This is a genomic window from Dietzia sp. 111N12-1 (genome assembly GCF_001658045.1).
Taxonomy (GTDB): domain Bacteria; phylum Actinomycetota; class Actinomycetes; order Mycobacteriales; family Mycobacteriaceae; genus Dietzia; species Dietzia kunjamensis.
Genome location: NZ_LSSV01000037.1, coordinates 1 through 12282 on the forward strand (window position 1 = coordinate 1; position 12282 = coordinate 12282).

Annotated in this window: 12 protein-coding genes and 1 pseudogene; 2 read left to right on the forward strand and 11 right to left on the reverse strand. The window is 66.8% G+C overall.

Annotation, left to right across the window (positions count from 1 at the left end; translation table 11 throughout):
* Window positions 1-184 precede the first annotated feature (184 nt).
* The 9 genes and pseudogenes from AYO52_RS09640 to AYO52_RS18890 form a co-directional block, all read right to left on the reverse strand.
* A complete protein-coding gene (locus AYO52_RS09640) occupies window positions 185-1501 on the reverse strand; it encodes a DUF4185 domain-containing protein (protein WP_017838561.1) in 1317 nt (438 codons plus the stop codon).
* A gap of 127 nt (window positions 1502-1628) precedes the next feature.
* Entirely contained in the window at window positions 1629-2009 is a 381-nt protein-coding gene (locus AYO52_RS09645; protein WP_017838560.1) for a hypothetical protein, read from the reverse strand.
* Between the two features lie 485 nt (window positions 2010-2494).
* The gene (locus tag AYO52_RS09650; RefSeq protein ID WP_156523580.1) at window positions 2495-2995 is read right to left on the reverse strand and encodes a hypothetical protein; all 501 of its coding nucleotides are present in this window, start codon (window positions 2993-2995) and stop codon (window positions 2495-2497) included.
* A gap of 191 nt (window positions 2996-3186) precedes the next feature.
* A complete protein-coding gene (locus AYO52_RS09655) occupies window positions 3187-3846 on the reverse strand; it encodes a hypothetical protein (RefSeq protein WP_156523581.1) in 660 nt (219 codons plus the stop codon).
* A gap of 79 nt (window positions 3847-3925) precedes the next feature.
* Window positions 3926-4171 (reverse strand): hypothetical protein, encoded by a 246-nt coding sequence (locus AYO52_RS09660; protein ID WP_156523582.1) that lies wholly within the window; start codon window positions 4169-4171, stop codon window positions 3926-3928.
* Window positions 4172-4177: 6 nt separating this feature from the next.
* Complete coding sequence (locus AYO52_RS09665; RefSeq protein ID WP_082923921.1) at window positions 4178-4456, reverse strand: putative quinol monooxygenase; 279 nt, start codon at window positions 4454-4456, stop codon at window positions 4178-4180.
* A gap of 85 nt (window positions 4457-4541) precedes the next feature.
* Window positions 4542-5318, reverse strand: a complete 777-nt coding sequence (locus AYO52_RS17740; protein WP_082923922.1) for a recombinase family protein — start codon at window positions 5316-5318, stop codon at window positions 4542-4544.
* A 287-nt stretch (window positions 5319-5605) separates the two neighbouring features.
* Complete coding sequence (locus AYO52_RS18885; RefSeq protein WP_253702056.1) at window positions 5606-5935, reverse strand: hypothetical protein; 330 nt, start codon at window positions 5933-5935, stop codon at window positions 5606-5608.
* 133 nt (window positions 5936-6068) lie between these two features.
* Window positions 6069-6605 (reverse strand): annotated as a pseudogene (locus AYO52_RS18890) (LLM class flavin-dependent oxidoreductase); the annotation flags it as partial.
* 105 nt (window positions 6606-6710) lie between these two features.
* On the opposite strand from AYO52_RS18890, the gene AYO52_RS09680 reads away from it, so the two are divergent.
* Both AYO52_RS09680 and AYO52_RS09685 read left to right on the forward strand, forming a co-directional pair.
* Window positions 6711-8072, forward strand: coding sequence for an acyl-CoA dehydrogenase family protein (locus tag AYO52_RS09680; protein ID WP_067716479.1), 1362 nt, complete (start codon window positions 6711-6713; stop codon window positions 8070-8072).
* Between the two features lie 46 nt (window positions 8073-8118).
* Window positions 8119-8595, forward strand: a complete 477-nt coding sequence (locus tag AYO52_RS09685) for a hypothetical protein (RefSeq protein ID WP_067716482.1) — start codon at window positions 8119-8121, stop codon at window positions 8593-8595.
* 334 nt (window positions 8596-8929) lie between these two features.
* On the opposite strand, the gene pntB is transcribed toward AYO52_RS09685, so the two are convergent.
* On the reverse strand, window positions 8930-10351 hold the full coding sequence (gene pntB, locus AYO52_RS09690; RefSeq protein WP_067716483.1) for a Re/Si-specific NAD(P)(+) transhydrogenase subunit beta: 1422 nt from the start codon (window positions 10349-10351) through the stop codon (window positions 8930-8932).
* Between the two features lie 4 nt (window positions 10352-10355).
* Complete coding sequence (locus AYO52_RS09695; protein WP_067716486.1) at window positions 10356-11942, reverse strand: Re/Si-specific NAD(P)(+) transhydrogenase subunit alpha; 1587 nt, start codon at window positions 11940-11942, stop codon at window positions 10356-10358.
* Window positions 11943-12282: the final 340 nt, after the last annotated feature.

Here is a 12282-nt window from a genome sequence, read left to right on the forward strand (position 1 = left end):
GTCAACTTGTGGAAGTCAGGTCTGAGTGCGGTGACGACGGACGCAACGCTGGCATTGCTGCCGCCCAGAACTGCACCCGTTCTGGGCGGCCACTAATTGATCCGACAGACATTGCGGAAAAGCGACACCGCCCGGGACGCCCGGGCCAAGGGGCGCACCGCCGAGGAGTCCGCTCGAGAAGGGCCTACTCCGCGGTCATCGGGTCATAGTTTTCGTGATCGGCCGGGGTTGTGCGATCGTCCTCGAGTTCTCCTTGTAAGGCAGAGCGGAGCCAATCATGATCGACCTCGGCGTCGACTGCGTCCGCGAGAACCGCGACCTGCTCGGCCACGGGGAGCTGAGAGACGTCAGGCGCCAGGTCCCCCGTGTACTCCTCGGTCACGTGACTGGACTCGGAGGACAGGTTCTCGGTCGCTGCCCGCGCCGTCGGAGAGGAACTCAGGGAGCCGGACCCTCCACCGAAGAGGCTGACCTCCCATTGCCTCGTGCCGTAGTAGAGCGTCTGGCCATTCACCTGCGGCCACGCTGACAGCAGCATTTGCGCACGGCCCAAGTTGCTGTACGGATGGATCGCCGGCGCGTAAAGGGCTGGCTGCTCGACTCCGGTGACCTGAATGGCGGGCATCGTCCATAGGCCTTCCGGGCGAGGAGCGGTCCGGGTGACGGCGCCAAGGATGCCGTCGCAGTACGAGAGCACGACTCGTCCGTCGATGACTTGAGCGGAGAGCTCGCCGATGGCGTTGTTAGGAACCGTGGGGGTGAGGATCGGGGTCGTGAAACCACCGCGGCGCCATGCCCATGTTCCGCCGCCGTCTCGACCCCAGAACTCATAGGTTGAACGGTTCCACATGCTGCGCCAGTCCACGCGCACGAGATGGATGCCGCCGCCGTTCCAACGGCCCTCGTTGGTGCCGTAGATGTAAACCCAAGGTTCGCCGGGGAGCATGAGCATCGTGTTGTTCTGGAAGTGACTCCACTCCCCCACGTTAGGGAAGTCGAAGTTCTCGCGATTGACCTCCAGATCCCACGTGCGTTCCCAGTTCTCGGCGTGGGCTTCGGTCGAGGTCCACATGCGCGAGTGGAAGGTCGCCCAGCTCCCGCCGGGCGAGATCGGATCCCAGGACCGGATCGCGAAAGTTGTCATCATGTACCGGCCGTCGGGCAGGTGGATCAGGTCGTTCGGAATGTTGGTGAAGCCGTCCGGGAGCTCGCCAGCATGGACCGTTCCGCGGTGCTGATAGTTGATCATCTCTTTGGCGTAGGCGCCGCCGATGGCGTTGTCCCACCGGATGCCGTTCTCAATGTCTGGGTTGGACTGGCGAAACCCGACTGGAGACCTCCAGCCGCTGCCGCCGACGTGGTCGACGAAGGTGTCGCCGAAGATCGTGATCGTGTACCCGTGGTTGGTGATCGCCGGGAACCCGAGATCGGTTGCTGAGGCGCCCCAACGCCCAGTTTCGTTCGGGCCTGTCAGCTCTTTGACCAGTCGTGCCATCGTCATGCCTCCTGTGTCGAGAAGTCGCCTTGGCGACGAAGTGAGCAACGTCAGTTTGCGTCGTTCACATCGACCGTGCCATGCGGGTACGACACGAAACTGAACGATTAGTTCACGAAGGAGGTGAATCTCGTTAGAGTCCGGGGATCATGCCCGGGTACAGGAAGACGTTGGACGCTGGAGTAGACGATCCAAGGCCCAGAATGGGGCGCAGCTTGTGTGGGTTCCCGGCTTGGTCGGCCTGCCAGCAGTTGTCGTACCCGCGGAACCCGGTACACACGATCTTCGTGGTCGTGCCAAACGGCGAGATGATTCTCGGCAGGCCGATGAAGGGATTGTAGAACTCCAGACGGTCAGGGGTGAGCGCAAAGCTGGTCACGTCGACTGGCCGGACGGGAGATCCCTGCCCGGGATCAACGGGCCAGGCGTCCTGAGCGTTCGCTTGTCCCACACCGACAAGCATTGATGCAGTGGCCAATGTGACGGCGGCGAGCGTGGCAAGGGTGCGGCGCATAATCAATTCCTTGCTGGGAGGGACGGTCTCAACCCGGTTATCGTCGCAGAAGTCGTATGCGTTAACAACGGAGCAAGCTGGCGTTCTCAGGCGCTCAGCGCTACTGGGAACTTGAGGGTGCACCCATCCAGGTGAACCGGTGACCGGTCGGATGGCCAGTTGCACCGCCTCAGGCCTGAAAGCGTAGGTGCCACTCGATGGCGTCGCCCACCACCAGAGTCGTGACGTGGCCGTCCTCGGCCACGAACCGGACGCTGACTCGGGAAAGTGGAGCATCGGACATGCGCCGAGCGTAGCCGCGCCAACGTGCACTTCTCGAAGAGAGCCGTGCCCCCAACATCTCCACCGGCGGGCGTCTCCTCTCTCTCCCCCGCCCCCGATTCCTAAGAACTGCGTAGGCCGTCCCAGTTCCTTGGTTGTGGGACGGAGACTGTCGACCCGCAGTTTCGGTTTGTGAGTCGCAACGCGCTACACATCGTGCTTGTTCACGAAGACCAGGTGCGCCGCCGAGAGAGAAGGTCCGGGTTGATGACGCGGACCGCTTGAATCAGAGCGATGCCCAGTAGTCCGTAGATCCACACGGAGTACGACCACGGGCTGTGGGTAACCATGCTGACGCGGGGGTCGTCCCTGGTCCAGTAGGTGCAGCGAACCCCGGCGGGGAGCAGTTCGTACCCATGGGACCAGTTGAGGTTGGTGTGAAATGTGCTGACCTGTTCCTGCGGGGGAAGCCGTTCGGGAGGAAAGCCGTCCGGCACGTGACCGTCGCGAAGGGCGCAGGTATAGCCGGGGTAGTCGTTGTAGTCGTCACTGCCGGCGAAGCCGAGGAACGCGATCGCTCCGCAAATCGACAGCACTGCAGAGACAGCGGCTGCACTTCGTCTGGCACCTCGCCCGGTCGCCTTGAAGGAAACCCAGACGGTGAAAATCCAGATCGCAAGCGACAGGGCTACCGGAGGCAGTAGCGGAATCAGGAATGCCTCCACGGGTACCTCCTAGTTGTCGCACTGTGCGGGATCGGGACAGGTACGCGTGTCAGTCGGTGGCTGCCGACGAGTTCCCCATCGCAAGACCCCTCGATTGCGGCGCTCAGTGGCGGGGTTCTGCCAGGACTGACTGGCAGCCCGGTGTCATGCTGCAGCACCTACCGCGAGCGAAAATCCCAGCGTCGCCACAGCTAGGACTGCGGGAGGTCGCGGATCAGCGGGACTACTTCCCACTGGATGTCGCTTCGCACCTCCTCGACCAGATCCGGCCTAGTCGAGTAGACCTCAATCCATCCTGTCTCCGGTTGAACCTCGAGGAACAGCGTCTCGTCGTCGGACCACAAGAAGGATGGTTCGGGGTAGAGGAACGGGTCCGTAAGAGCGGCGGTCGAGGCCGATACCAGCTGGTAGTCGTAGTCGCTGCCATAAGCGCTGTCGTCCACGATTTTGATGATGCGCGTGTCCTCGGGGTCTCCGATTGGATCACCCCACACCGTCCAGATCGCCGCCTTCCACTCCTGACAAGACGCGGTGCGAGAAAAGCGCTGCACGATCTCGATGGCAGGGCCCGCGCTGCACCCGACGAAACGATCCACATCCGTCGCTTGCTCCGGGGAGGTGGCGCTGTCGATCATCGCCGTCAATCCGCGGCGGGGCGGATACTGCGCACCCACCCACTCAGCAACCTCACGCCATGAACACCAACCGGCCACGTCACGGCCCGCACGGAGCGTGATCGGACACAGGATCCGCACCCCGTGCGGAAAGAGTTCTCGAACCGCGCTCACGGTCCGCGCCTCGAGCAACGCTGCGATGCGCCCCTCGACTCCGCATGGCACCCATCCGGTCACGCCGGTAATCCCCCTCCGGTCGACCGCGCGCCAGTGAGCGCCGATTCGTACTTACGCAGGACAGCCGGCGTCGCGCTGCTCACCGCGAGGTCGCCCGCCTGGCGTCGACTGCCCGGTGGAGGGCCCAGATGATCAGCCCCACGACGGGCAGGAGGAACGCCACCATGAACCATAGGAACGTCTCGGGCCACGGCGCTGCGCGGCGCCGTTCAGCGACGACGATCGCGACCGGGATCAGCAACCACACCAGGCCGGCGAGGAGCCATACGACGTCAAAGGCCAGCGGAATCACTGCATCCGCACTGTCTGCGGCGAAAGTAGTCATGCCGAGTCAGAGCCCCGTGATGCAGTAGTCGCGCTCAATACCTGCTGTCACTATCCCCCACTCACTGCCGCGAACCCGCTCCTGATGCCTGCGGAACGAAGCGGCGTCGTCGAAGACCTCCTCGACGCCCCACACCAGACGATCCTCGGTCCGGGTCACCGAGAATGACCTGCAGCCCTGCTCAGCTCGCGTCAACTCAACATGACATGGCAAGTGGGTGTCGACAAGAGCGGCTTCGCGTTCGTCGCGACACACCAATCGACCCTTCAGATGAACTTCGGTCACAAGTCCAGTATCGGCTACCCCTCAAGCGGCACGCCCTTGAACAGCGCAACGGGCCGACCATCAGCGGTCACGGTGCGCGGCGCTGTCACGGTGCGCGGCGCTGGAGGGCGCGATACAGGGTGGAGCGGCCTACCCCGAGATCTCGAGCGATCGCTGACGGCCCCTCCCCTGCCTCCACGCGGGCTCGGGCTTTACCGATCTGTTCGTCGGTCAGCACGCGTTTGCGTCCCCTGTATTTGCCTTTCGCTTTGGCGATGGCAATGCCCTCGGCTTGGCGTTCACGGATGATGGCCCGCTCGAACTCGGCGAACGCCCCGAGCAGCGAAAGCATCAGGTCTGCTCGTGGATCCTGGGCGCCGGCGGCGTAAGTGGCGCGTTCGTGGACGAACTCCACGCTCGCGCCTTTGGCGGTGATCTCGCCAACGATCTGCTTAAGATCCACGAGGGAGCGAGCGAGTCGGTCCATCGATGCAACGACGAGCTCGTCACCGTCCCGCAGGTACCTGATGCACTCAGCGAGCTTCACCCGGTCCGCGCGAGAGCGTGCGGACTGCTTTTCTATATAGACCTGATCGCACTCCCCAACCGCCTCGAGCTGACGCGCCTCATTCTGATCCGCGGCCGACACCCGCACGTACGCCACCCGCTGCCCACGAGGCCGCGAGGACCGGCGAGCCGGCTTCCGGGCCGGCCCCGATTCTCCCTCGACGATATTCTCCGAGTCCGTGGACTCGACTCGGATTGACCAGTCCAGCTCGTCCCGGCGACGGAACCTGGTACGCACGCTCCCGCGGCTGACGATGAGCACCTCCTCGCCACCGTCACCCGAGCGATTGAGCAACATCCCGATTCGATCAGCCATCGAAAGAGCCTTTCGTCCGGAATCTGTACCACTACACACTAGACCCGAAGGGACGGCGTTTCATAACTCTAGAAACCACCTTGTGACACAGCGACGATGGCGGACTCATGCTCGTCCCCCTGGGGTGTACTCGACAAACCACATTGCTGCTAAGGAGTACTGGGGAGATCTACGAGCGTCGCCAGCGGTCAGTGGCGAGGATCAACCGGCTCTCCAAAAAACAGAGACTGACAAGCCCCTCTGGCAACCGACGCGTCTCCAGTCGGCAAAACCTGTCGGGCCAGGCGTCAGCCGAGCAGCCCCTCGGCCGCGATCCGCCAGTCCTCCACCGGCGGCGTCAGCACGTTCTCGCCGAGCACCTGCACCAGCACGGTCGAGGCCCCTGCGTCCAGGTGCTCCTGCACCCGCGCCCGCGTCGCCTCGACCCCGCGGGTGACCATCGCATGCTTGAGCCGATCGCTGCCCCCGCGCACGTAGTCCGACTCGTCGAACCCCTGCCGGGTCCACGAGTTCCGATAGTTCGGCAGGCCCGTATAGACGTTGAGGTGATCGTGGGCCCGCGACCGCCACACCTCGTCGTCGTCGACCCCCTCGCCCACCACCGCGGCGTGCTCCACGACCAGGGCCGGCCCGTCGTCGGCGGTCCCGCCGAGGATCTCGCGCGCCCGCGCGGTGTGCTCGGGCAGGGTCAGGTAAGGGGCGGGCGCCGGCGGTGCGGTCGCGCGACAACTCGAGCATCTTGGGGCCGAGCGCGGCGAGCACGACCGGCGGCATGGTGTCCTCGCCCGCCGCCATGGGCTGAGTCCGGTCGAGCGCGTCGAGGTACTCGCGCATCGCCGACAGCGGCCGGCCGTAGTGGTGGCCGCGGTGGCGCTCGACCAGCGGCGCGTGCGAGACGCCGAGGCCCAGGACGAACCGGCCCGGGTGCATCGCCTCGATCGTGCGGGCGGCCGCCCCCGCCGCCGAGGCGTCGCGGCCGTAGATGTTGGCGATGCCGGTGCCGATCGCCATCCGGCGCGTGGCGCCCAGGTACAGCTGCGCGGCGGTGAAGGCCTCCCGGCCGACGGCCTCGCCGAACCACAGCGAGCCCCAGCCCTGGTCGTCGAGCTCACCGAGGACGTCGGGAATCGCCGCCGGCGTCAGTCCCTCCAGCGAGCCGGTCCACAGGCCGATCCGGCCGAGCTGCTCGCGACCTGCGGGGCGGTGGCGGGTTCGGTGGGATGCACTGTCCTGGAGGGCACTCATGTTCCCGAGTGTGCCCGACCCCGTCGTCGCCGGGCCGGCCATTCGCCGCAAACGGCCGCGGCCGTCGACCCGGTCGCGACACACTGAGCTGACACGTGTTGCAGCGACACGCGGCACACCCCCGGGCACCGAGGAGACGAGACGCCGATGTACGAGTGGTCCGAGACCGACCTGATGATCCGCGACGCCGTGCGCGGCTTCATCGCCAAGGAGATCCGCCCCCAGCTCGACGCCCTGGAGAGCGGTGAGATCCCGCCCTACCCGATCATCCGGAAGCTGTTCGCCGAGTTCGGCATCGATGCCATGGCCCGCGACGGGGTCGAGAAGATGCTGGCGAAGGAGCGGGCGCGCGAGACGGTCGGCGCGGCGGCCGGGACTGGGACCGCGGGCGGCGAGGCAGCGGGCGGCGGGGTTGCATCCGGTGACGCGCCGCGCGGCGACGGCGGGAGGGGGGACGACGACGAGGACGGCGATTCCGGCGGAGCCCCCGAGAACCGGGACTCCATGATGGCCGTGGTGACCAGTGAACTGGCCGGCGCGTGCATGGGGCTGGTCTCCGCGCTCGGCGTGAGCCTCGGGCTGGGCGCGACCACGATCATGTCCCGCGGGACGCTCGCGCAGAAGGAACGCTGGTTGCCCGGCATCGTGACCATGGAGAAGGTCGCGTCATGGGCGATCACCGAGCCGGACTCCGGTTCCGACGCCTTCGGCGGCATGCGCACCTACGTGCGGCGCGACGGCGAGGACTACATCCTCAACGGCCAGAAGACCTTCATCACCAACGGGCCGTACGCGGACGTGATGATCGTCTACGCCAAGCTCGACGAGGGGTCGGGTGGAGCGGGCAGCACGGGTCCGGCCACGGACGCCGACAAGCGCGACCGCAAGGTGCTGACGTTCGTACTGGACAAGGGCATGGAGGGCCTCACGCAGGGTGCTCCCTTCAAGAAGATGGGCCTGCACAGTTCCCCGACCGGGGAGCTGTTCTTCGACAACGTCCGCCTCGGCAGGGACCGGCTGCTCGGCGAGTCCGAGTCCGGTCGCGGGGGCGACGGCCGCGAGTCGGCGCGGTCGAGCTTCACCGCCGAGCGGATCGGGGTGGCCACCATGGCGCTGGGCATCATCGAAGAGTGCCACCGGCTGTGCGTCGACTACTCCCGCGAGCGCACCCTGTGGGGCCAGGAGATCGGGCGCTTCCAGCTGATCCAGCTCAAGCTGGCGAAGATGGAGGTCGCGCGGATGAACGTGCGCAACATGGTCTTCAACTCCATCGAGCGCGCCCGTGCCGGCAAGCCGCTCTCGCTCGCGGAGGCGTCGGCGATGAAGCTGTACTCGTCCGAGGCGGCCACCGAGGTGGCGCTGGAGGCCGTGCAGTTGTTCGGCGGCAACGGGTACATGGCCGAGTACCGGGTCGAACAGCTCGCCCGCGACGCCAAGTCGCTCATGATCTACGCGGGCAGCAACGAGATCCAGGTGACCCACATCGCGAAGGGGCTCCTCGCCCGGTGAACCGTGGTCCGGTTGCTCCTGCGTCCCGCTCTCGTACCGTCAGTACATGGCCACCGAGATGTTGCACACGTACATGCAGGACCACCACGCCGGTGCCGCCGCCGGGATCGACCTGTTCCGCCGCGTGGCCGAGGACCACGACGACCCGGAGACCAGGAAGGTCGTCTCCCGCATCGGCGACGAGACCGTGGACGACCTCAAGAGCCTCGAGGAGCTCATGACGCTGGCGGGGACGTCACCCTCGATCCTCAAGGACCTGCCCGCCAAGGCCGCCGAGAAGTTCGGCCAGCTCAAGCCCAACCGGCGGGCCGCCGAGCGCTCCCCGCTGAGCGATCTGGTCGAGCTCGAGGCGCTGACCCTCGCCGTGACGGGCAAGACGCTCGGCTTCAAGGCTCTGCTAGACATCGACGACCCCCGGCTTCCCCGGCCCACGCTGGAGAAGCTGGTCGAGCGTGCGGAGCAGCACGGACGCGAACTGGAGAAGCTCCGTCTGCGTTGCACGGACGCGCTGAAGAAGCAGTGACCGGGCGGGGCGACGCGGGGGTCTGCCGCCGGTTCTATCCGACTCCGCTGCAGGCCCCGGCGTTGGTCGTCCCCGACCTCGGTCAGACGTTCCGAATCGCGATCGACCGGGTGTTGAGATAGCACTCCATGGCCTCGGGACCGGCCTCGGGACCGGCCTCGGAGCCGTAACCCGAGTCCTTCACCCCGCCGCCCGACGGCCGCCACGCGGACGACAGACGACCACATCCGCTACTCCCCCTCGGGATCCGCTACTCCAATCGGAATAGCGGATCCGTAGGGCGGGTAGCGGATGTGGTCGAACGGTCGAACGGTCGAACGGGCGGTTCGGCGCGTCAGGCCCTGGCGCCCTGCTGATCCTTGACCGCGGCCAGGATGTCGTCGACGCGGTCCTTGGCGTCGCCGAACAGCATCTGGGTGTTGTCGCGGAAGAACAGCGGGTTCTGGACGCCGGCGTAACCGGCGGCCATCGACCGCTTGAACACGATGACGTTCTCGGCCTCCCAGACGTGGAGCACGGGCATACCCGCGATCGGGCTACCCGGGTCCTCGGCGGCATCCGGGTTCACGGTGTCGTTGGCACCGATGACCAGCACCACGTCGGTGTCCGCGAAGTCGTCGTTGATCTCGTCGAGCTCGAGCACGATGTCGTAGGGGACCTTGGCCTCGGCCAACAGGACGTTCATGTGGCCGGGCAGGCGACCGGCGACCGGGTGGACGGCGAAGCGCACGTCGACGCCACGCTCACGCAGGGTGCGGGTGAGGTCGGCGACCGGGTACTGCGCCTGCGCCACGGCCATGCCGTAACCGGGGGCGATGATCACCCTCGAGGCATCCGCCAGCATCTCGGCCGCACCGGCGACATCGATCTCGGTGTGCTCGCCGTGGTCCTTGCCCTCGCCCGATGAGGCCTCGATACCGAAGCCGCCCATGATGACCGAGAAGAACGAGCGGTTCATCGCCTTGCACATGATGTAGGACAGGTACGCGCCCGAGGAGCCGACCAGCGCGCCGGTCACGATGAGCAGATCGTTGCCCAACAGGAAGCCGGTGGCCGCGGCGGCCCAGCCGGAGTACGAGTTGAGCATCGACACCACGACCGGCATGTCGCCGCCACCGATGCTGGCGACCAGGTGCCAGCCCAGGGCCAGCGCCAGGGCGGTGACCACGATGAGCATCCACAGCGCGGGGGAGATGACGAACCACACGGTCAGCGCGACGAACGCCACGAGGATGCCGAGGTTGATGAGGTTCTTGCCCGGCAGCACCAGCGGTGCGGACTTCATCTTCCCCGACAGCTTGAGGTAGGCGACGATCGAACCGGTGAAGGTGACGGCGCCGATGAACACGCCGATGAACACCTCGGCGTGGTGGATGCCGAGCAGCGAACCGGTGAGCTCACCGTGCAGCTCGGGCTCCAGGTAGCCGTTCCACCCGACCAGCACGGCGGCCAGGCCGACGAACGAGTGCAGCAGGGCGATGAGTTCGGGCATCTCGGTCATCTGCACGCTGCGCGCGCGCATCAGGCCGATGACGGCGCCGATGGCGACGGCCACGACCATCAACACGATGCCGATGGTGGCGGGCTGGTGGTCGATGACCAGCGCGACGGTGGCGACCAGGGCCAGCGCCATGCCGGCGATGCCGAAGGTCAGGCCCCGGCGGGCGGTCTCGTGCTTGGACAGCCCGGCGAGCGACAGGATGAACAGCAGTGCGGCGACCAGGTAGGCCGCATTGGCGGCGGTCTCAACAGACATCTGCTCAGGCTCCCTTCGAGAACATGCCGAGCATGCGACGCGTCACGGCGAAACCGCCGAAGACGTTGATGGACGCGACGAGGATCGCGATGGCGGCGAGCGCCAGGCCGAGGGTGTTGTCGATCCCGACCTGCAGCAACGCACCCACGACGATCACTCCGGATATCGCGTTGGTCACGGACATCAACGGGGTGTGCAGCGCGTGGTGCACGTTGCCGATGACGTAGTAGCCGATCACGATCGCCAGCACGAACACCGTGATGTGGCGCGGGATGTCCCCCGGCGCGACCGCGGTGAGCAGCAGCAGCAACGCCATGCCGGCGGCGATCAGGCCGAGCTTCGCGCCGGCCGACATCTTCTTCTTCTCAGGCTTGGGCTCGACCGGTTCGGGGGCAGCGGCCGCCGCGGGGGCGGCACTGACCTGCACCGGCGGGGGCGGCCACATGATCTCGCCGCCCCGTGTCACCGTCACTCCGCGCTGGACCACGTCGTCCATGTCCAGCGCCCACGCGCCGTCCTTGCCCGGCGTGACCAGCTTGGTCAGGTTGACCAGGTTGGTGCCGTACAGCTGCGAAGCCTGCGCGGGCAGCCGCCCGGCCAGGTCGGTGTAACCGATGATCGTGACACCGCCCTCGGTGACGACGACCTCGTCGGCCACACTGCCCTCGACGTTGCCGCCCTGCGCGGCCGCCATGTCGACGATGACCGAGCCGCGCTTCATCGTCGCGATGTCGGCGGCCGTGATCAGGCGCGGTGCCTGCCGACCCGGGATCAGCGCGGTGGTGATGATGATGTCCACGTCGGCTGCCTGCTCCGAGTAGAGGTTCGCCGCGGCCCGATCGTAGGCCTCACTGGTGGCCTTGGCATACCCGTCAGTGGAGACGACCTTCTCCTCCTCGGGCACCTCCACGGGCAGATACTCGCCACCGATGGACCCCACCTGGTCGGCCACCTCGGGACGCGGATCGGTCGCGCGGACGATCGCGCCCAGGCTCGAGGCGGCCCCGATCGCGGCGAGACCCGCCACGCCGGCACCCGCGACCAGGACCTTGGCCGGCGGGACCTTGCCCGCCGCGGTGACCTGGCCGGTGAAGAACCGTCCGAAGTGATGAGCGGCCTCGATCACCGCGCGGTAGCCGGCGATGTTGGCCATCGACGACAGCACGTCCATCGACTGCGCCCGCGAGATACGCGGGACCGCATCCATCGCCAGCGCGGTCACGCCGCGCTCGGCGAGCAGACCGAGGAGATGTTCGTTCTGCGCCGGCGCCAACAGCCCCACCAGCGTCGCGCCCGACCGAACCCGCGCCACCTCGGCCTCGGTGGGCACGGCGACCTTCATCACCACGTCCGCCGACCACGCGGCGTCACCATCGGCCAGCTCGGCACCGGCCTCCGCGTACGCGGCATCCGCGAACTCCGCGCGCGTACCGGCGTCGTGCTCCACCACGACCCGGTAGCCCAGGCCGATCAGCTTCGCCACCGTCTCGGGCGTCGCCGCCACCCGGTTCTCCGCCGGGTTGGACTCGGCGACCACACCGATCACCGACGGCGCGACACCGGCATCCCGGACATCGGAGTCCGGCTTCATATCAGGGATCTCTTCAAGGCTCGAAGCCATAGGGCATCCTTTTACTGCGTTGTGAGCGAGCCGACGCGTGTGCGCCGGCTCTGACGTCTCGAGTTTTGGCGTGTTCTACGTATTCTCCACAGGCCCGGCACGTGTGTGCCCGGGGTGCGCTCCAGTCACCGATCCGAGATCAGAGCTCACGAAGCGGCTCGGGGTGGGATGGTTACCCCTGCTTCGTCCACCGTTACGGCGTCGTCCTCCGGCGCGGGCAGGGTGGCGCCACGTCCACCGGAAGAACTTCCGGCAGAGCCTACGGGACACTGTGGACCGCGAACGAGCCGGTGGGATCGTTTTCGGGGAC